The sequence below is a fragment of the Falsiroseomonas sp. genome (genome assembly GCF_051859025.1).
Classification (GTDB): Bacteria; Pseudomonadota; Alphaproteobacteria; order Acetobacterales; family Acetobacteraceae; genus Falsiroseomonas.
Window position 1 is genome coordinate 1 of the sequence record NZ_JBHYGL010000020.1, and the last position, 19,777, is coordinate 19,777.

A 19,777-nucleotide genomic window follows, 5' to 3' on the forward strand; every position below is an offset into this window, starting at 1 on the left:
CCCCCCCCCCCCCCCCCCCCCCCCCCCCCCCCCCCCCCCCCCCCCCCCCCCGGCCACCCGTGCAACCCCACCCGCGCGACACCCCCGCTACAGGAACCCCACCGGGTCCACGTCCACTTGCACGCGCACGCTGTTGGGGAGTTTGACGCGGGCGAGCCAGTCGCGGAGGAGGGGTTGGATCTGGACGTCCTTGCGGGCTTTCAGCAGCAGGCGGCGGCGGTGGCGGCCGCGCAGCAGCGCGAGGGGGGCGGGCGCGGGGCCGAGGATTTCGACGCCGTCGGCGCGCGGCGCCGCGAGGCCGAGGTCGCGCGCGGCGCGGTCGGCTTCGCGTTCGTCTTCCGCGCTGACGATGAGGGCGGCGAGGCGGCCATAGGGGGGCCAGTGGCCGGGGCGGCGGCCGGCGGCTTCTTCCGCCATGAAGGCTTCGAGGTCGCCGGAGACGAGGGCCCGCATCACCGGGTGGTCCGGGTTGAAGGTCTGCAGCAGGACCCGGCCCGGGGCTTCGGCGCGCCCGGCGCGGCCGGAGACCTGGTGGAGGAGTTGGAGCGTGCGTTCGGCGGCGCGGAGGTCCCCGCCCGCCAGGCCGAGGTCCGCGTCCACCACGCCGACCAGCGTCAGGTGGGGGAAGTGCCAGCCCTTGGCGACGATCTGCGTGCCGATGATGAGGTCCACCTGGCGCGTCGCGATGGAATCCGCGGCGGCGGTGGCGGCGGCGGGGCCGGGGATGGTGTCGCTGGCCATGACGATGCGGCGGGCGTCGGGGAAGAGTTCGGTCGCTTCCTCCACCACCCGTTCCACGCCGGGGCCGACGGGCGTCAGGGTGCCCGGCGCGTTGCATTCGGGGCAGGTGGGCGGGATGGGTTCCGCGTGGCCGCAATGGTGACATTGCAGGCGGCGCTGGGCGCGGTGTTCGACCAGCCAGGCGGTGCAGTTGGGGCAGCGCATCCGGTGGCCGCAGGCGCGGCAGAGCGTGAGGGGGGCGTAGCCGCGGCGGTTCAGGAACAGCATGGCCTGTTCGCCGCGGGCCAGGGTTTCGCGGATGGCCTCGATCAGGGGTGGTGCGATGAAGCGGCCGCGTTCGGGGGCGTGCTTGCGGAGGTCGATCGCCTCCACCCCCGGCATCCCCGCCGCGCCGTGGCGCTGGGGAAGGTCGACGTGGTCGTAGCGCCCGGCCTCCACATTGTTGAGGGTCTCCAGGGAGGGCGTGGCGGAGACGAGGATGCAGGAGGCCTGGGAAAGCCGGGCGCGGACCACGGCCATGTCGCGGGCGTGGTAGACGACGCCGTCCTCCTGCTTGAAGGCGGTCTCGTGTTCCTCATCCACGATGATCAGGCCGAGGTCCGGGAAGGGCAGGAACAGCGCGGATCGCGCGCCGACCAGCACCTGCACGCCGCCTTCCGCCACGGCGCGCCAGGTGCGGGCGCGGGTGCGGGTGCCGAGTTCGGAGTGCCAAAGGGCGGGGGAGACCCCGAAGCGGGCGCGGAAGCGGTCTAGCCACTGGGCGGAGAGCGCGATTTCCGGCAGCAGGACAAGGGCCTGCCTTCCGCGGCGGAGGCATTCCGCGACGGCATCGAGATAGACTTCCGTCTTGCCGGACCCTGTCACGCCGGTCAGCAGCGTGACGCCGAAGCGGCGTTCGGCGACCTTCTCCCGCAGTCGCGCCGCCGCACTGGCCTGGTCGGGCAGCAAAATGGGGCCGGGGTGTTCGGGGTCGGGCGGCGGGAACAGGTCACCTTCCGGCAGCAAGGCGGGCACCAGCATTCCCGCATCGGCCAGGCCGCGGACCACGGCGGGGGAGACGCCGGCGGCCTCGGCCAATGCGGTGCCGGACATCACCTCCCCGGGCGGGAGGGCTTCCATCACGCGGAGCCGCGCGGGGGTCATGCGGGGGTCGGGGGCGTTGCGGCCTTCGCCCGGCGCGCGCTGCCAGCCGGCCTTGGCGGAGGGGGGGGTGAAGGCGCCGGGGCTGCTCATCGCCATGCGCAGCACGGCGCCGGGGGGGCTGAGCGTATAGGCGGCCACCCAGTCCACGAAGCGGCGCAGGTTTTCGCCCATGGGTGGAACATCCAGCACCGTCATGACGTCGCGCAGACGTGAGGGGGCGAGGTCCGGATTGCCCTCCCCGTCCCAGACCACACCCAGGGTTTCACGGCCGTTCAGGGGCACAACCACGAAGGATCCCAAAGGCGCAACGAAGCCCTGGGGCAGGCGGTAGTCATAGGCGCCGGCCGCCAGGGGAAGTGGCAGCAGGACCCGGACCCGTGGCGCGGAAGCCACGCCGGCAGGTTGGTTCGGGGGCGAAGACTTCCGCCCGGAGGGGCGCATGCTATAAGCTCCAGAGTGAACGAAAGCGAAACGATTTTCGCTGGCCCGGCTGCCGCACCGCAAGGGATGCGTCGCCGGTTGATAGGCCAAAGGGACCAAGCCTGATGAAGTTCTTCGTCGATACCGCCGATGTGGCCGATATCCGCAGCCTGGCGGAAGCGGGCCTGGTCGATGGCGTCACCACCAACCCGAGCCTGATCGCCAAGTCCGGTCGCAAGATGGCGGAGGTGATCGCCGAGATCTGCGCCATCACGGAGGGCCCCGTGAGCGCGGAGGTCACGGCGACCGATTTCGCGGGGATGCTGGCGGAGGGCCGGTACCTGCGCGGGATCGCGCCGAATGTCTGCGTGAAGGTGCCGCTGACGGAAGCGGGGCTCCGCACCTGCAGGGCGCTGTCGCAGGAAGGCACGCCGGTGAATGTCACGCTCTGCTTCTCCGCCGCCCAGGCGCTGCTGGCGGCGAAGGCGGGTGCCACCTTCATCTCGCCCTTCGTCGGCCGGCTGGACGACATCTCCACCGATGGCATGGCGCTGATCGCCGACATCGTCCAGATCTACCGCAACTATCCCGGGCTGAAGACGGAAGTGCTGGTCGCTTCCATCCGGCACCCGATCCACCTGGTGCAGTCGGCCAAGCTCGGTGCCCATGTGGCGACGCTGCCGCCGGCTGTCATCCGCCAGCTTCTCAAGCATCCGCTCACCGAGGCCGGGCTCGCCGCCTTCCTGGCGGATTGGGCGAAGACGGGGCAGAGCATCCTGTGACCCCGTCGGCCGCCTCCGGCGACTCGTCGGGCTTCTTTCGTCGCCCTCAAGCGCCGGGCGCGGCCTCCGGCCGCTTGGCTCGCCGCATGAGCGGCGGGCCGCATTCGCGGCCTCGGCCGGCTTTGCCGGCCGCAGGTCCCTCATCAAGGCCGTTGGCATGACATCGAACGCCGCGACCCTCCTCGATACCGCGGCGGCGCTTGCCGCGGGTGGCCACGCACTGACGGCTGAGGAGGTCGCGGCGTATCTGTGCGACCATCCGGACTTCCTGGTCCGACACCCCGACCTGTACCGGGCGCTGGTGCCGCCGCGCCGGGTGCATGGGGAGAATCTGGCCGACCACATGGCGGCGATGGTGGCCGCGGAGCGCGCGCGCACGCGGCAGCTGGAGGCCGAGGTCCAGGCCGCCATCGATGATGGCCGCGCCGGCGCGGCGCTGGTGCTGCGCGTGCGGCTGGCGACGCTGGCGCTGATGCGGTCCCGCGACATCCCGGAAACCGTCAGCCAGGAACTGCCCGCGCTGCTGCGCATCGAAAGCTGCGCGATCTTCGCGGAACCGGCCGGCGCGCCATCCTTCCTGCCCGGCCGCCGGGCGCCGGCCGAAACCTCCCTGCCCCGCCAGGGCGTGCGGATGCTGCCGCCGGGGACCATCGCCCGGCTGGTCGGGCGCGGACGTGATGCGCGGGTGCGGACCGAGATCACCGATGCCGAATTGCTGCACGCGGAGGCCGCGGCCCTGGTGACGCGGGATGCGGTGGCGCGGGTGCCGCTGTGGTGCGGCACGCCCTGCATGCTGGCACTCGGCGCGCGGGATGCGGCGGCGCTGCCGGCGCGGCAGGCGGTGACGACGCTCGCCTTCCTGGGCCGCGCGGTGGCGGCGGCGCTCTCTCGCTGATGCCGGGCCGTTGATGGAAGCGCCGGAGGCAGCCGCTGCCTGGCTGCGGATGCTGGCGCAGGAACGGCGCGCCAGCGCCAATACGGTGGAGGCCTATGGCGCGGACCTCGCGCTGTTCATCGATTTCCTGACCCGGCACCTGGGCGAGGTGCCGGATACGACCGCCCTCGCCACGCTGCGGCCCGCCGATATCCGGGGCTTCCTGGCGGAGCGTGCGCGTGCGGGCGATGCCAATGCCACGCGCGCCCGGCGCCTGGCGGCGATCCGCGGCTTCCTGCGGGATCTGGCGCGGCGGCAGGGCCACCCGGTGGCGGCGCTGGCGGGGATGCGCGGGCCGCGTGCGGGGGCGCCGGTGCCGCGGGCACTGTCGGCCGCCGATGCCAAGGACATCGCGGCGAATATCGGGGGGGTGCATGACCCCGATCGGTCCGAGCAGCCGCGCATGCAGGCGGCGCGGGATGTGGCGCTGTTCACGCTGCTTTACGGCTGCGGGCTGCGGATCGCGGAGGCGCTGGCACTGGACGTGAAGGATGCGCCGCGGGCGGGGCAGGACTCCGCGCTGCGCGTGACGGGCAAGGGCAACAAGGAGCGCCTGGTGCCGGTGCTGCCGGCGGTGCGGCAGGCGATGGAGGCCTGGCTGGCGGAACATCCGGACCGGCATCCCGACAGCCCGCTCTTCGTCGGCGCGCGGGGGGCCAGGCTGGATCCTGCCGTGGCGCAGCGGCATCTGCGGAACTGGCGGCGCCTGGCGGGGCTGCCGGAACATGCGACGCCGCATGCGCTGCGGCATTCCTTCGCGACGCATCTGCTGGGGGGCGGGGCGGATCTGCGCGCCATCCAGGAATTGCTGGGGCATGCGAGCCTGTCCACGACGCAGCGCTACACGCGGGTGGATGCGGCGGCGCTGCTGGAGACGTGGCAGAAGGCGCATCCGCGGGCGGAATGAGGCGGGTTGCCGCAGGGGGAGCGCTGCTCCCCCTCGCCAAGGGCCAGCGGGCCCTTGGAACCCTTGAATTTTAGATGGTCCAGGAGGCTCTGCCTCCCAATCTTTCACTGGGGGGCGGATGGGGTGTGGGGAAGGCAGCGCCTTCCCCACCGCGCCGAAGCAATGGCACGCTCCCCCCAACACAACCGGGAGCGAACCGCCATGACCGACACCGCCCGCGCCGCCCATGCGCGCCAATTCGACCTGACCGGCCGCGTCGCCCTCATCACCGGCGCGTCCCGCGGCCTCGGCGCCGCCATGGCCCGCGGCCTGGCGCAGGCGGGCGCCACCGTGATCCTGAACGGGCGGGACGCCGCGACGCTGGAGGCGCAGGCGGATGCGCTGCGGGCCGATGGGCTCGATGCCCGCATCAGCGCCTTCGACGTGACGGACGGCCCGGCGGTGGAGGCCGCGGTGCGCGCGATGGGGCCCATCGACATCCTGGTCCACAACGCTGGCAACCAGCACCGCGCGCCGGTGGAGCAGACGACGGAGGAAGGCTGGCACAGCGTGCTGGACACGCACCTGACCGCGCTGTGGCGGCTTTCGCGCCTGGTGGTCCCGGGAATGAAGGAAAGGCGGCGGGGGAAGGTGATCGCGACGGGGTCGCTGGCGTCGGACCTCGGGCGGGCGACCATCACGCCCTATGCCTCCGCCAAGGGGGGCATCAAGATGTTCATCCGGGCGCTGGCGGTGGAACTCGGCCCCTACAACATCCAGTGCAACGCCATCGGGCCCGGGTGGTTCGATACCGAGATGAACCGCCCGCTGCTGGACAACCCGGAATGGCTGGCGATGGTGAAGCGCCGCTGCCCCGCCGGGCGCTACGCCAATGCGGAGGAGATCGCGGGCACGACGGTGTTCCTCGCCTCCCCGGCCAGCGACTTCGTCTCCGGCCAGTTGATCTTCGTCGATGGCGGCGTGACGGCCAGCATGAGTTGAATCAGCTGTCCCCCCCGCGCAGCTTCGTCTTGGCCTTGCGGTAGGACCGCTGCTGCTTCGCGGCGCGGACGCGGTCGGCATCCTGCGTCGCGCGATCCTTGACCTGCGCGGCGGCGGCGAGTTCGTCGCGCAGCTTCTGGAAGGCGGCCCAGCGATCGGGGTCGAGCGTGCCGTCCTCCAGCGCCCCGCGCACGGCGCAGCCGGGTTCGTTGGTATGGCCGCAATCGTTGAAGCGGCAGGTCTCGGCCAGGGCCTCGATATCCTCGAACACCGCGACCACGCCTTCCTCGGCATCGACCAGGCCGACTTCGCGGATGCCGGGCGTATCCAGGATCATGCCGCCGCCGGGCAGCAGGACCAACTGGCGATGGCTGGTGGTATGGCGGCCCTTGGCGTCGTCCTCCCGGATCTCCTGCGTGGCCATCCGGGCCTCTCCCAGCAGGGTGTTCACCAAAGTGGATTTGCCGACGCCGGAGGAGCCGATCAGCACGCAGGTCTCCCCGGGCGCGATATGGGCGCGGAGGTCGTCCAGCCCCTGCCCGTCCCGGGCGGAGACGATGACGACGGGGCAGCCGGCGGCCAGCGCCGCGATCTCCGCCAGGCGGGCCTCCGGCTGGTCGGCCAGATCGGCCTTGGTCAGCACCACCACGGGCCGCGCGCCACTCTGCCAGGCGGCGGCGAGGAAGCGTTCCATCCGGCGCGGGTTGAGATCGGCGTTCAGCGAGGTCACGACGAAGACGATGTCGATATTGGCGGCGATGACCTGCAGCGTGCGGACGCTGTCGGCGGCGCGGCGGATGAAGGCGGTGCGGCGGGGCAGGACGGCGTGGATGGTGGCGGTGCCCTCCGCCGGCTTGGCGGCCAGCGCCACCCAATCCCCGGCGGCGGGGTGCCCGCCCTCCGCCGCCTCATGCCGCAGGCGGCCGGAGAGGCGGGCGTTGAGGATGCCGGCTTCGGTGATGACGAGGTTGTATTCGCGCTGCTGGACGACGATGCGGCCAGGAATCAGGCCCGCACGGGCATGGGGCGCGAAGGCCGCGCGCCATTCATCGGACCAGCCATGTTGTTCGATCAAGTGGGGCCCCGTGTCGTCCATCCCGCAGCGTAGCACCTGGCAGGCCTCGGGGGTGCCCTTCCTGCGGGGCCGGCCGATTCGATCGCCGTGCTGGCGACGATGTGCCGGGCGTCAGGGGGCCGGGCGTCAGGATGCCGGGCGCGGCGCCACCAGCATCAGGCAGCCCAGCGCCGCCAGCGCCATCAGCCCCGCCATGCCGAAGACCGCCATGGCGGGCAGCGTCTCCACCAGCGGCGTGGCCAGCGTGGGCGCCAGCGCCTGGGCGACCAGCACGGGCATGGCCATGCGGCCCATCAGCACGGCGTAGCCCTCCGCCCCGAAGAGCGCGAGGGGGACGGTGCCGCGGCTGATGGTGAGGATGCCGTTGGAGGCGCCATAGGCCAGCGCGAAGGGCAGCGCCGCGACGGGCCCCGCCAGCAGCAGCGCCAGCACGCCGGCCGGCAGCAGCAGGGCGCCGAGCCGCGCGACCTTCAGCGGATGGGTGCCGGCGCCGAGCGTGAATTCCAGCAACCGCCCGCCGACCTGCGCCGCGCCCACGGCGGCCGCGATGCCGACGGCGACCGCGATACCAAGGCCGAGTGCTTCCAGCAGCGCGATCAGGTGCACGCCGAAGACGGCGGAGATGATGGAGCGCAGGATGAAGAAGGCGGCCAGCAGCAGGAAGGCTCGCCTGGCCCAGGCGAGCGCCGCGGCATCAGGCCGGGGCCTGGCCGCGGCGGTGGCGGCGGCGGGCACGCCCGGCGGCACCGTGAACCAGTAGATCGGCAGCACCACCAGCACATGCACGGCGGCATAGGCCAGGCAAAGCCCGCGCCAGCCGAGGAAGGGCAGCAGCGCGGCGCCGACCGGGAAGCCGATGGTGCTGGCGAAGCCGGCGAAGAGCGTGACGGTGGTGATGCCGCGCCGCGCCTGCTGGCCGAACAGCCGCCCCAGCGTGGCGAAGGCGGCCTCATAGAGGCCCATCGCCATGCCGAGGCCGAGCACCAGCCAGCCGATGGTCCAACCCCAGAGCCCCGGCAGCAGCCCCAGCAGCGCCAGGCCGAGGGCGATGACCAAGGCGGAGACGGCCAGCAGGTTGCGCCCGCCGCCGGCCTCGATCGCCCGGCCGACGCGCGGCGCGCAGAGGCCCGCCACCAGCAGCGCGGCGGAAAAGGCCGCGACGACCAGGGTGCGGGAGACGCCATGCGATTCCGCCACCGCCACCGCGATGACGGCGGGCAGGTAGTAGGTGCAGGCCCAGGCGATGGTCTGGGCAACCCCGAGCCCGATGGCGACGCGCAGCATCCAGCCAGGGTGCTACGCGCCGCCGGCCGGGCCAAGCCGGGCCGTGTGACAATTGCCCGGTGACTATTCGCCCTGGGATTATTCGCCCTGGGATTATTGCGGCGGGCGGGGCCCCTGCAGGGCCTCGGCCGCGGCCAGGTGGGCGCGCATGGAAGGCAGGTGGCGCTGCGCGAATTCCTTCAGGCGCGGCACCTCGCCGTTCGCGGCATAGGCCTCGAAGATCTCCACCGTCTCCTTGTGGCCGTCCACCTGCATCTGGACGTACCAGCGGTTCAGCTCGTCACCCTCGAAGGTGCGGAGGCGGATGAGCTTCTCCTGCGTCCGGTCATCCAGGCCCGCCGGCAGGCGCGTGGCGGCATCCGGCAGGGCACGGAGCTCGGCCAGGATCGCGGTGTGGTCGGCGATCATGCGCGTCGCGTAGTCGCGGATCTGGGGATGGATGCTCTTCTCCAGCAGGGTCTTGCTGGAATCGACCTCGAAATTGCTGGCGATGGTGACGCGTTCCACGAAGGCATTCGCGCCCGCGCCGGTGCCTGCGAACAGGTTCAGCAGGCTGGAGGAGGATTGGGCGAAGGCGGGCATGGCGGGCAGCAGCAGGGTGCTGGCCAGGATCAGGCGGCGTCGGTTCACGGCGTTGTCTCCGGTTCGGTGGCGTCAGGCCGTAGAACGAGAGAAGGCGCCGAGGGTTTCGCGGAAAGGGTTCAGTCGCGGGCTACCCGCGCCGCAGCAGGCGCCGCAGCCCGTCCCGCTTCCGGCCGCCCCAGGCGATGAGGCGCGTTTCCATCTCCTCGACCTTGGCGACCGCCTTCGGCCAGCGGTACCCCGCCCAGCCCAGGCCGCGATGCGCCCAGAGATACTGGTGGCGCAGCACGAAGAGGCCGAGCGCGGTGAACACGGCACCCTGGAGGATCGGCAGGATGAAGCCGATGACACCAAGGACGAGAAGCGACCACCCCGCGATCTTGCGGGGCAGCGAGGGGCGGAACTCCATCATGGGAAGGTAGATGGGGCTCCGGGGGCCCTATCGGTAGAGGTCAGCGCGGGTCGCGGGCAGGCCGGCGGGGCCGCGGGCGCGGCGGGTGGCGAGCGTCTGGAAGACGCCGACCGTGCCGCGTTCGAAGGCCAGCGCGCAGCCCGCGAGGTAGAGCAGCCAGAGGTCGGTCTTGGCGCTGCCGACCTCCGCGATGGCGGCGTCGCGGTTGGCGTGCAGGTTCTCCGTCCAGGCGCGGCAGGTGCGGCCGTAATGCTCCCGCAGGCCCTCGGCATCGTGGATCTCGAAGCCGTTGCGCTCCATGGCATCGTGGGTGCCGCCGAGGTGGTCCAGCTCCCCGCCTGGGAAGATGTATTTCACCAGCGCCTCGAACTCCGGGCGCTTCTTCCGGAATTCCTTCTCGTTCTTCTTCATCGGGCGGGCGATGGCGTGGTGGAGGTAGGCGCCGCGGGGGCGGAGGCGTTCCTTCACGCCCTTGAAATAGCCCTCCCGGTTATCCAGCCCGACCGCCTCATACATCCCGATGGACGACACCTTGTCGAAGGGGGGGGTGTCCAACTGGCGAAAATCCTTCAGCAGGATCGTCACGCGATCCTGCAGGCCGAGGCGCTTCACCTTCTCCGTCGCATAGGCGAATTGCTCCTCCGCCAGGGTCACGCCGGTGGCGTGCACGCCCCAATGCGTGGCCGCGTGGATCACCATGCCGCCCCAGCCGCAGCCGATATCGAGCAGGCGTTCCCCGGGGGAGAGACGGAGCTTGCGGCAGACCAGGTCGAGCTTGGCGAATTGCGCCTGCGCCAGCGTCGTCTCCGGCGTCGGCCAATAGGCGCAAGTGTAGACCATCTCGGGATCGAGGAAGAGCGCGTAGAAGGCGTTCGACAGATCGTAGTGGAAATGCATCAGGGCCTTGTCGTCGCGCCCCTTGCCGTACTGCGCGGCATCGCCGGGGCCGCGCCAGCCATGGTCCGTGACGGCAGGTCCTGACCCGAACAGGAAGGGCAGCAGCGCCCGCGCCGCCAGGCCCTTGTCCACCTTCTTCAGCAATCCGCGCCGGCCGCCCTCCGCCCGCGTGGCCAGGTCGAGCAGGGTGCCGCCCTCGATCCCGATGGCGCCGGTGGCGAAGCCCTCGATCAGCGTGCCGAGCTTCGGCTTGCGCACCAGGCGCGTCAGCAAGGCGGGGTCGCGGATGGCGATGGCCAGATCGTCCCGCGCCTCCGGCCCCAGCTTCACGGTGGAACCATCCCAGAGCCGCAGCACCACATCGGCCTTGAGCAGGCCGCCGATGTGGTCGGCGAGGCGGCGGATGCCCTCTGCGCGGCGGTCCGGGGTGGTCTCGGGCATGGGCAGGGCTCCGGTCATAGACGGGGTGGCGCGGATCAGGCATCCGCCCAGGGCTGGTCCGCGGGCAGGTCCAGCCGGCGATCGCTGACGACATAGAGGCGTTCGACCGTCGTGTCCGCACCGGGGATGCCCACGCGCTCCCCCCTTCCGTTATGGATGCCGAGGCGGGTGCCGGCATAGCGGCGATGGGGGATTTCCAGCACACGGAGGAAGCCACGGGCGGCGAGCATCCGTTCCAGCTCCTCCTTCTGGAGAAAACCCTCCGCGCCGAAGGAGACGACGAGGGTGCGGGCGCGCAGCGTGCCGACCAGGCGGGCGAAGGCGGGGCCGATCTCGCGGCGGTTGTTGAAGGCGCTGCGGCGGGTGCGGCATTCCACGCGCTTGGCGGCGCGGCCATAGGTTTCCGGCCGGTCCCAGCGCACCAGCGTCTCCCACAGATGGTAGTTGGACAGGTAGGCGTGCTGGTCATAGGGCGGGTCGATATAGGCGACGTCGCAATCGATCTCCCCCGCCAGATCCACGGCATCCCGTTGCAGCGCCAGGCATGGGCCGGCGGCGGGGCGGGGCAGCAATTCGGGCAGGCGGAGTTCGAGGGGCTTGAGGGCGCGCGGCGCCCATTCCCGCATGAAGGCCATCTGGTGGCCCGCGGTGCTGTCCACGCGGTCCGCGGCCTGCAGCAGCGCGGTCAGCAGGATGGCGCGCAGCTCGGGCTCGGGGTCCAGGCGTTCGATCGCGTCCCGCACCGCTTCCAGCCGCGCGGCATTGGCGGGGTGGAGGTAGCGGGCGCCCTCCGCATAGGTTTCCGTGAACCAACCGGGGGTGGGCGGGAGGTGGGAGAGCTTCGCCAGGATGGCGCGGGCCTGGACGGACCAGCGTTCGGCGTCGGATTGGACGGTGCCCAGCGCCAGGGCATGGGCGAAGGCCAGGTGGTCATTGGCCACCACGCGCCAGCCCGCGGCCTTCAGCGCATGGGCGACGCGGGCGGAGCCGGAGAAGAGGTCCGCGACCACCGCGCCGTCGCCGGCCGCGGCGCCGACGGCGCGCAGCACCTGGCCGAGCAGGGCGCGCTTGGAGCCAAGGTATTTTATCAGGCTGCCGCTGCCTTGTGGCACGGCGGGGCGCCGGGACGAGTCTGCCGGCGCCGGATGGGAGGGCGCGACGCCCCCCTCACCCTGGACCTCTCACCCCTTTCAAGAGAGGGGCGGCAGAGGCAAGCCACGACCATGTCAGATATGCAGCGCCCGCCCATCCACCGCGAGGGCGGCTTCCTTCACCGCCTCGTTCAACGTGGGATGGGCGTGGCAGGTGCGGGCGACGTCCTCGGCGCTGGCGCCGAATTCCATCGCCACCGCGATCTCCGCGATCAGCGTGCCGGCATCGGGGCCGAGGATATGGGCGCCGAGCACGCGGTCCGTCTCCTTGTCCGCCAGGATCTTCACGAAGCCGTCCATGGAGGCCATGGCACGGGCGCGGCCATTCGCGGTGAATGGAAATTTTCCTACTTTGTAGGCGACGCCTTGCGCCTTCAGTTCCTCCTCGGTCTTGCCGATGTTGGCCACTTCCGGCCAGGTGTAAACGACGCCCGGGATCGCATCGTAGTTGATGTGGGGCTTCTGGCCGGCGATCTGCTCGGCCAGGGCCACGCCCTCATCCTCCGCCTTGTGCGCCAGCATGGGGCCGACGATGACGTCGCCGATCGCCCAGATGCCGGGGATGTTGGTGGCGAAATGGCCATCCGTCTTCACCCGGCCGCGCTCATCCAGCGCCACGCCGGCTTCCGCCAGGCCCAGGCCCTCCACATGCGGGCGGCGGCCGATGGCCAGCAGCACGACATCGGCCGCCAGCGTCTCCGCCGCGCCACCGCCGACGGGCTCCGTCGTCAGGGTCACGCCGGCATCGGTGACGCTCGCGCCGGTCACCTTGGTCTTCAGCTTGAACTTGATGCCCTGCTTGGCGAGGGTGCGTTCGAAGGCCTTGCCGATCTCGTTGTCCATGCCGGGGACGATGCGGTCCAGGAACTCCACCACCGTCACCTGCGCGCCGAGGCGGCGCCAGACGCTGCCGAGTTCGAGGCCGATGACGCCGCCGCCGATGACGACGAGGTGGCCGGGGACCTTCTCCAGCTCCAGCGCGCCGGTGGAGGTGACGATCCGCTTCTCATCCACCGTCACGCCGGGCAGCGGCGTGCTTTCGGACCCCGTGGCGATGACGATGTGCTTCGTGGCGTAGGTGGTGCCGTCCACATCCACCTGGCCGGCGGCGACCACGCGGCCAGAACCCTTGAGCCAGGTGACCTTGTTCTTCTTGAACAGGAACTCCACGCCCTTGACGTTGGCGCCCACGACCTCCGCCTTCCGGGCCTGCATGCGCGCCAGGTCGAGCGAGACCTGGCCGACATTCACGCCATGCTCCGCCAGCTTGTGGTTGGCTTCCTCGAAATGCTCGGAGGATTGCAGCAGGGCCTTGGAGGGGATGCAGCCGACATTGAGGCAGGTGCCGCCGAGCGTCGCCCGCTTCTCGACGCACGCGACCTTCATGCCGAGCTGTGCCGCGCGGATCGCGCAGACATAGCCGCCGGGGCCGGCGCCGATCACGATGACGTCGAAACTGTCTGCCATGGGAAGTGGTCCTGATGCCTTGCCTTCTGCGGCCGGACCATACGCGCCGGGCGCCAGGGTTCAAGGCCCAAGGGCTTCGGGGGCCGGACCAACTTCGCAAGCGCGATCAAGCGACGCTGGGGCATGATACGCCCATGCCGAAGCAGAGCACCCGCATCGATTATGGACGGCGCATCGCCCGCGCGATGGCGCTGATCGCCGCCGACCCGGCCCGCCCCCCCAACCTGGAGGCGATGGCGGAGGCCGCCGCCTTCAGCCCCTTCCACTTCCACCGCCTCTACCGGGAGCTGACCGGGGAGACCCCGGCCGAGACCCTGGCGCGGGAACGCCTGTCCCGCGCCGCGGCGATGCTGGTGCGGGAGGGGCTTCCCGTCGCGGTGGTGGCGAAAAGCTGCGGCTATGGCAGCGCGGCCGCCTTCACCCGCGCCTTCCGGGGCGCCTACGGCGTACCGCCCGCGGCGTATCGCGACAGCGGCGGCATCGGCACCCCGATCGGCAACCCCTTGTCCCCACCCAACCGGGAGCACCCTGGCATGTTCGAGGTCACGATCCGCGAGGAACCCGCGCTGCGCCTGGCCGCCCTGGCCCATCGCGGCCCCTATGCCGCCATCGGCACGGTCTATGACCGGCTGATGGCCTGGGCCGCCCCGCGCGGGCTGATCACGGCGGAAGCGCGCTTCATCGCCCTGTATCTCAATGACCCCGTGACGGTGCCAGAGAAGGACCTGCTGTCCGAGGCCGGCATGACCGTCCCCCCCGGGGTGGAGGGCAGTGAAGGCGTGCGCATCCTGGACCTGCCCGCCACCCGCGTCTCGACGCTGGTCTTCAAGGGGCCCTATGCGGAGCTGGAGGGCGCCTACACCTGGCTCTACCGGGAATGGCTGCCCATGAGTGGCGAGGAACCGGGCGACCAGCCCCCTCGGGAAGAATACCTGAACGACCCGCGTGGGCTGCCGCCCAGCGAATGGCTGACGGCGGTGATGATCCCGCTGAAGGATCAGACCGCGTAGATCCGGATCAGCACCGAATCGGGGCGGCGTTCGCCGTAGCCGAGGAAGAGGCTGCGGGTGAGCCAGAGATGCGGCTGGGCCACGGCCTCGAACACCGGCGACGTGCGGAAATAGACGCGGTCGGGGGGCACGGGCTCGCCGCGGAGCAGCCTGGCCATGTCCTCCGGCGCCGCGTGGCGGAGGCCGCGATTCGTCACCTGGACCAGGGCGCCGTCATCGAGGCGGAGCGTGTAGCGGGCCTCGATCTCCGCCACCCCATCGGGGCGGATCAGCTGGAAATCGGCGCCGCCGGGCAGGACCTCGCCCCGCATTCCCGGGCCCTCGACCGTGCCGCCGAGGATGGCGATGACGCGGCGTTCGCCATTGGGGCCAGCGCCGAGGCTGACGGGCGCGCCGACCGCGGCCTTCACCTCCGCCACGAAGCGCATCGTGGGATGCCCGCTGTTTTCCATCTTCAAATCCTCCCTGGGGTTGGAGCATTATGCATCATAATAATTCCAGGGAGTGACGACCATGAACGCCTCGCGCCGTTCCGTGCTGGCCGCGGCCGGCCTGCTTCTGCCCCTTTCGACAGCGCGCGCGGCCCTGCCGGACCGCTCGGTGCGCCTGGTGCTGGGCTTCCCGGCCGGCAGCGGGCCGGATCTGGTGGGACGGATGCTGGCGGATGGGTTGAGGGAAGCCTGGCCCGCGGGGGTGGTCGTGGACAACCGCCCCGGCGCCGCCGGCGCCATCGCCGCGCAGGAAGTGGCCCGCGCCGCGCCGGACGGCACCACGCTGCTGTTCGGGGAGGTCGGGCAGCTGGCCATGGCGCCCAGCACCTATGCCCGCCTGCCCTACGACCCCGCGCGGGATTTCGCGGCGGTGGCGGAGGTGGCGGCGATCGACTTCGCCTTCGTCGTGCCGGCCAGCCTACCGGTCACGGACCTCGCCGGCTACGTCGCCTGGGGCCGCGCCAGGCCCACCGTCTTCATGGGCACCTTCGGCGCCGGCACCCCGGGCCATTTCGGCGCCGCCATGCTGGCGAACGCGGCCGGGCTGCGGCACGAGGCCGTGCATTTCCGCGCCACCGGCGATGCGATGACGGCGATCCTGGGCGGCGACGTGCAGGGCATGTTCGGCAGCCTGGCGCTGGTGGCGCCGCATGTGCAGGCGGGGCGGCTGCGCGCGCTGGCGGTCAGCGGGCCTGAACGCGCGGCCATGCTGCAGGGGGTGCCGACGCTGGCGGAGGGAGGCTTCGGCGCCATCGGCTTCCATTCCTGGTTCGGCCTGGTGGCGCCGGCGGCGACGCCCGCATCCACCGTGGCGTCGCTGGAAGCCGGCGTGCTGTCCGCCATGGCGGCCGCGCCGCTGCGCGCGCGGATGGCGGAGGCCGGGTTCCGCCCGGCGGGACGGGGGCGGGACGCCTTCGCGACCCTGATGCGGGACGAGACCCGCCGCTGGGCGGAGGTGGTGCGCGCCACGGGATTCCGCGCCATCGAATAGGCGATCATCATCGCCTGATTATCAATCACAGGTTTACGGCCCCGACCGCCCCGCGATACCGTTGCGCATCCGGCGCAACGGGGTTCGCATGTCCATCATCACCGGCACGCTCTTCGCCGACCGCCTGACCGGCACGGCGCGGGCGAACACGATCGCGGGGTCAGACGGCGCGGATACGCTGCTCGGCATGGGGGGCGATGACCTGCTGGAAGGCGGGTCGGGCGACGACGTGCTGAATGGCGGCAGCGGCGCCGACACGCTGCGGGGCGGCACGGGTCAGGATTTCTACACCGTCTCCGCCTTCACGCGGGTGGAGGAACGGGATGGGGAGGGGACGGACACCGTCCGCGTCACGGGGCTGGCCGCCTATACCCTGCCCTCGGCGGTGGAGAATCTGGTGTTGGCCAGTGCGATCGCCTTCACCGGCACCGGCAATGGCGGCGACAACGCCATGACGGGGCTGGGCATGGCGGATCACCTGCTGGGGCTGGGCGGGGCGGATACGCTGCGCGGCGGGGGCGGCGGCGATACGCTGGATGGCGGCAGCGGGGACGATGCGCTGAACGGCCAGGCAGGCGCGGATTCGATGGCGGGTGGCAGCGGCGACGACCTCTACTGGGTGGACGACATCGGCGATTCGGTGGTGGAGGCCGCGGCGGAGGGCTTCGACACCATCCGCGTCTCCGGCCTGGCCGCCTATGCCCTGCCGGTGAATGTGGAGGGCCTGATCCATGAAGCCTCCGCCGCCTTCAGCGGCCAGGGCAATGCGCTGGCCAACACGCTGCGCGCGGCCGGCGGGGCGGACACGCTGGAGGGTCTGGATGGCGCCGATACGCTGCGCGGCGAAGGCGGCGCGGACAGCCTGGTGGGCGGCAACGGCGCCGACGCGCTGCATGGCGGCGCAGGGAATGACCGGCTGGATGGCGGCGCGGATGATGACGGGCTGTTCGGCGGGGATGGCGCGGATCTGCTGTCCGGCGACGACGGGCAGGACACGCTGCAGGGCGGCACGGCGAATGACACGCTGCTGGGCGGGCTGGAGCGGGACAGCCTGTACGGCGAAGGCGGCGCCGACAGCCTGGATGGCGGCGCGGAGGCGGATTGGCTGCTGGGCGGCGACGGGAACGATACCGTCGATGGCGGCGACGGCAATGATGGCCTGCGCGGGGATGCCGGCGACGACAGCCTGATGGGCGGCGCGGGGCGCGACGTGCTGAAGGGCGGCACCGGCCGCGATACGCTGGCCGGCGGGGCGGGCGACGACACCATCCATGCCGAGGCCGACGACCTGATCCTGGAGGATGCCGCTGGCGGCTACGACACGGTCTTCATCAGCGGCATTGGGGGCTTCGTGCTGCCGGAGCATGTCGAGGCGCTGCGCGCCTTCGGCACCGGCCCCGTGGTGGGCACCGGCAACGCCGTGGCGAACCGCATGTATGGCGGCGCAAGCGGGGACAGCCTGGCGGGCATGGCGGGCTTCGACCTGCTGGAAGGCGATGCGGGCAACGACACGCTGGATGGCGGCACGGATGCGGACCGGCTGTACGGGGGCAACGGGCTCGACCGGCTGCTGGGCGGGGATGGGAACGACCTGCTGGTCGGCGGCGCCGGGGCGGATACGCTGCGCGGCGGGCAGGGCGTGGACCGGCTGTTCGGCGATGCCGGCGGCGACAGCTTCCTGTTCGGCGACGCGACCGAAGGCGGCGACACCATCTTCGCCTACGCGGGAATCGAGGACCGGATCCTGGTCATGGCCAGCGGCTTCGGCGGCGGGCTGTCCGAGGGGATGAACCTGGCGGCGACCGGGCGCGCCATCACCAGCACCAGCAACGCCGCGACCAGCGCACCCGGCACGGGGCAGTTCGTGTTCAACAGCAGCAACGCCACGCTGTGGTGGGATGCGGATGGCATGGGCGCGGGGGCGGCGATCCGCCTGGCGGGCTTCAACGGCGTGACGGGTTGGAACGATTCCGAGATCGTCGTGATCTGAACGGGAACCTTGGCAACAGCCACTACCGCAGCAGCGCACCCACCAGCAGGCCCAGGCCGAAGACGCCCGCGGCGGGGGAGATCATCGGCCAGAGGCGCGGCGGCGTGAAGGCGCCGGCGAAGGCGAAGACCGCGCCGGCCAGGTAGGCCCCGGCCCCCTGCCCCACGCCGATCCGCGCCATCACCACCAGCGGCCCGATTCCCGCGACCACGCCGCAGATGGTGGCAAGGATGCGCCAGGCGCGGTCGGAACGCGGGTCCATCCGCAGCAGCTGCGCGGTCCTCGCGCGGTATTCGAGCGCAGCGGCCAAGGCGAGGAAACCGAAGGCGAGGATCAGCATGCGAAGGCACCCGGGCGTGGTCCGCGCATGATGACAGACGGGTGAACGGGCGATAGCAACGCCCGGTTGTTTCAGCGCGTGGGATTTCCGGCACGCAGCGCGGCGCGGACCATAAGGAAGGCCCAGGCGGGCGCGGCCAGCAGCAGCAGGACCACCAGCGCGCTGGCGCCCGCCCCCCCCAGCACATCCGCGACCATGAAGGGCCACACCGGCAGGAAGGGCGATCCCAGCGCCACCGCCAGGCCGAAGGGCCAGCGGCGCGCCAGCACCCAGCCGAGCAGCGGCAGCAGCCCGACCAGGGCAGGAACCGGCACCAGCAGGGTGAAGGGGGTGGCGAGGATGGTGGCGAGGTCGCCGGGATCCAGCGCGCGCAGGAAGGGCAGCGCCAGCCAGGCCGGGCTCAGCGCCACGCCCAGCAGGGCGGGCATGAAAAAGGGCCGGGGGTTCCGCGACATGCGGCGCCACCGGCCCTGGTTCAGGCGATCCCGCTCAGAGGTCCAGCATCAGCCGGCGCGGATCCTCGATGCTTTCCTTCACGCGCACCAGGAAGGAAACAGCTTCCTTGCCGTCCACGATCCGGTGGTCGTAGCTGAGCGCGATGTACATCATCGGGCGGATCTCGATCTTGCCGCCGACGACCATCGGGCGATCCTGGATCTTGTGCATGCCGAGGATGCCGGATTGCGGGGGATTCAGGATCGGCGTCGACATCAGCGACCCGTAGATGCCGCCATTGGTGATGGTGAAGCTGCCGCCCGTGAGTTCATCGAGCTTCAGCGCGCCATCGCGGGCCTTCTTGCCATAGGCGCCGATCGTCTTCTCGATCGTCGCGAAGGACATCTGGTCCGCGTCCCGCACCACGGGGACGACGAGGCCGGAGGGCCCGCCGACCGCGATGCCCATATGGACGAAGTGCTTGTAGACGACCTCGTCGCCATCGATCTCGGCGTTCACCGCCGGGAATTCCTTCAGCGCGGCGACGCAGGCCTTCACGAAGAAGGACATGAAGCCGAGCTTCACGCCGTGCTTCTTCTCGAACGCGTCCTTGTATTCCGCGCGCAGCGCCATCGCGGCGCCCATGTCCACCTCGTTGAAGGTGGTCAGCATGGCGGCGGTGTTCTGCGCTTCCTTCAGGCGGCGCGCGATGGTCAGGCGAAGGCGCGTCATCTTCACGCGCTCCTCCCCCTCACTCGCGGCGCGCGGCGCCTTCGGGGCGGCGGCGGCGGCCGGAGCCGGCGCGGCGGCGGGCTTGGACAGGAAGGCGAGGACATCGCCCTTCGTCACGCGGCCATCCTTGCCGGTCGCATCCGTGATGGCGCCGGGAGCGACGTTGTTCTCCGCCATCAGCTTGGAGGCAGCGGGGCCGGGCGGCAGGTTGGATGCCGCGGCGGCGGGCGCCGGAGCGGGCGTGGGCACCGGGCCCGGGGCGGGCTTCGGCGCTTCCGTCTGCGGGGCCGGGGCGGCGGCGGGCTTCGGCGCGGCGGCGGCGCCGCCGGCCGCGATCCGGCCCAGCACGGCGCCGGGGCCGACCTCGGCGCCCTCGGCCGCGTCGATGCTCTCCAGCACGCCGGCGGCGGCGGCATTGACCTCGACCGTGACCTTGTCGGTCTCCAGCTCCACCAACGGCTCATCCGCCGCGACGGCTTCGCCCACCTTCTTCATCCAGCGCGCGATGGTTGCGCTGGAAACGCTCTCCCCGAGGGGGGGCACCACGATGTCGGTCATCTGTCCTGCCTTC

Annotated in this window: 19 protein-coding genes; 7 read left to right on the forward strand and 12 right to left on the reverse strand. The window is 71.6% G+C overall.

Features of this window, described 5'->3' with window-relative positions; translation table 11 throughout:
* Positions 1 to 87: 87 nt before the first annotated feature.
* Positions 88 to 2,325 (reverse strand): primosomal protein N', encoded by a 2,238-nt coding sequence (locus tag ACTIE5_RS17355; protein ID WP_439550965.1) that lies wholly within the window; start codon positions 2,323 to 2,325, stop codon positions 88 to 90.
* 104 nt (positions 2,326 to 2,429) lie between these two features.
* Here ACTIE5_RS17355 and fsa point away from each other — a divergent pair, with 104 nt between their 5' ends.
* From fsa to ACTIE5_RS17375, 4 genes are all read left to right on the forward strand, one after another.
* Positions 2,430 to 3,086, forward strand: a complete 657-nt coding sequence (gene fsa, locus ACTIE5_RS17360; RefSeq protein WP_439550966.1) for a fructose-6-phosphate aldolase — start codon at positions 2,430 to 2,432, stop codon at positions 3,084 to 3,086.
* A gap of 157 nt (positions 3,087 to 3,243) precedes the next feature.
* On the forward strand, positions 3,244 to 3,981 hold the full coding sequence (locus ACTIE5_RS17365; protein ID WP_439550967.1) for a DUF484 family protein: 738 nt from the start codon (positions 3,244 to 3,246) through the stop codon (positions 3,979 to 3,981).
* A gap of 13 nt (positions 3,982 to 3,994) precedes the next feature.
* A complete protein-coding gene (locus tag ACTIE5_RS17370) occupies positions 3,995 to 4,927 on the forward strand; it encodes a tyrosine recombinase XerC (RefSeq protein WP_439550968.1) in 933 nt (310 codons plus the stop codon).
* Positions 4,928 to 5,128: 201 nt separating this feature from the next.
* A complete protein-coding gene (locus tag ACTIE5_RS17375) occupies positions 5,129 to 5,908 on the forward strand; it encodes an SDR family oxidoreductase (protein ID WP_439550969.1) in 780 nt (259 codons plus the stop codon).
* Position 5,909: 1 nt separating this feature from the next.
* Here the strand turns inward: ACTIE5_RS17375 and rsgA are convergent, their stop codons facing one another.
* The 7 genes from rsgA to lpdA form a co-directional block, all read right to left on the reverse strand.
* Entirely contained in the window at positions 5,910 to 6,983 is a 1,074-nt protein-coding gene (rsgA, locus tag ACTIE5_RS17380) for a ribosome small subunit-dependent GTPase A (RefSeq protein WP_439550970.1), read from the reverse strand.
* A 126-nt stretch (positions 6,984 to 7,109) separates the two neighbouring features.
* On the reverse strand, positions 7,110 to 8,267 hold the full coding sequence (locus ACTIE5_RS17385; RefSeq protein ID WP_439550971.1) for an MFS transporter: 1,158 nt from the start codon (positions 8,265 to 8,267) through the stop codon (positions 7,110 to 7,112).
* Positions 8,268 to 8,360: 93 nt separating this feature from the next.
* Positions 8,361 to 8,897: a DUF4142 domain-containing protein gene (locus ACTIE5_RS17390; protein ID WP_439550972.1), complete on the reverse strand. Its 537-nt coding sequence runs from the start codon at positions 8,895 to 8,897 to the stop codon at positions 8,361 to 8,363.
* 82 nt (positions 8,898 to 8,979) lie between these two features.
* On the reverse strand, positions 8,980 to 9,261 hold the full coding sequence (locus ACTIE5_RS17395) for a PGPGW domain-containing protein (protein ID WP_439550973.1): 282 nt from the start codon (positions 9,259 to 9,261) through the stop codon (positions 8,980 to 8,982).
* Between the two features lie 27 nt (positions 9,262 to 9,288).
* Positions 9,289 to 10,599 carry a class I SAM-dependent methyltransferase gene (locus ACTIE5_RS17400; protein WP_439550974.1) on the reverse strand — a complete coding sequence of 437 codons (1,311 nt, stop codon included), beginning with the start codon at positions 10,597 to 10,599 and terminating at the stop codon, positions 9,289 to 9,291.
* A 35-nt stretch (positions 10,600 to 10,634) separates the two neighbouring features.
* Positions 10,635 to 11,711 (reverse strand): DNA adenine methylase, encoded by a 1,077-nt coding sequence (locus tag ACTIE5_RS17405; RefSeq protein WP_439550975.1) that lies wholly within the window; start codon positions 11,709 to 11,711, stop codon positions 10,635 to 10,637.
* 114 nt (positions 11,712 to 11,825) lie between these two features.
* A complete protein-coding gene (gene lpdA / locus ACTIE5_RS17410) occupies positions 11,826 to 13,217 on the reverse strand; it encodes a dihydrolipoyl dehydrogenase (protein WP_439550976.1) in 1,392 nt (463 codons plus the stop codon).
* 134 nt (positions 13,218 to 13,351) lie between these two features.
* Between lpdA and ACTIE5_RS17415 the strand changes: the two genes are divergently transcribed.
* Positions 13,352 to 14,227, forward strand: coding sequence for an AraC family transcriptional regulator (locus tag ACTIE5_RS17415; protein ID WP_439550977.1), 876 nt, complete (start codon positions 13,352 to 13,354; stop codon positions 14,225 to 14,227).
* On the opposite strand, the gene ACTIE5_RS17420 is transcribed toward ACTIE5_RS17415, so the two are convergent.
* Positions 14,215 to 14,679 (reverse strand): DUF3237 domain-containing protein, encoded by a 465-nt coding sequence (locus ACTIE5_RS17420; RefSeq protein ID WP_439550978.1) that lies wholly within the window; start codon positions 14,677 to 14,679, stop codon positions 14,215 to 14,217. The genes ACTIE5_RS17415 and ACTIE5_RS17420 overlap by 13 nt on opposite strands.
* 61 nt (positions 14,680 to 14,740) lie before the next feature.
* Here ACTIE5_RS17420 and ACTIE5_RS17425 point away from each other — a divergent pair, with 61 nt between their 5' ends.
* Both ACTIE5_RS17425 and ACTIE5_RS17430 read left to right on the forward strand, forming a co-directional pair.
* The gene (locus tag ACTIE5_RS17425) at positions 14,741 to 15,709 is read left to right on the forward strand and encodes a Bug family tripartite tricarboxylate transporter substrate binding protein (RefSeq protein ID WP_439550979.1); all 969 of its coding nucleotides are present in this window, start codon (positions 14,741 to 14,743) and stop codon (positions 15,707 to 15,709) included.
* An 88-nt stretch (positions 15,710 to 15,797) separates the two neighbouring features.
* A complete protein-coding gene (locus ACTIE5_RS17430; protein WP_439550980.1) occupies positions 15,798 to 17,699 on the forward strand; it encodes a calcium-binding protein in 1,902 nt (633 codons plus the stop codon).
* 22 nt (positions 17,700 to 17,721) lie between these two features.
* On the opposite strand, the gene ACTIE5_RS17435 is transcribed toward ACTIE5_RS17430, so the two are convergent.
* The 3 genes from ACTIE5_RS17435 to odhB form a co-directional block, all read right to left on the reverse strand.
* Entirely contained in the window at positions 17,722 to 18,039 is a 318-nt protein-coding gene (locus ACTIE5_RS17435) for a hypothetical protein (RefSeq protein WP_439550981.1), read from the reverse strand.
* A 71-nt stretch (positions 18,040 to 18,110) separates the two neighbouring features.
* Positions 18,111 to 18,467, reverse strand: a complete 357-nt coding sequence (locus tag ACTIE5_RS17440; RefSeq protein WP_439550982.1) for a hypothetical protein — start codon at positions 18,465 to 18,467, stop codon at positions 18,111 to 18,113.
* 61 nt (positions 18,468 to 18,528) lie between these two features.
* Positions 18,529 to 19,764: a 2-oxoglutarate dehydrogenase complex dihydrolipoyllysine-residue succinyltransferase gene (gene odhB, locus ACTIE5_RS17445; RefSeq protein ID WP_439550983.1), complete on the reverse strand. Its 1,236-nt coding sequence runs from the start codon at positions 19,762 to 19,764 to the stop codon at positions 18,529 to 18,531.
* Between the last annotated feature and the right edge of the window lie 13 nt (positions 19,765 to 19,777).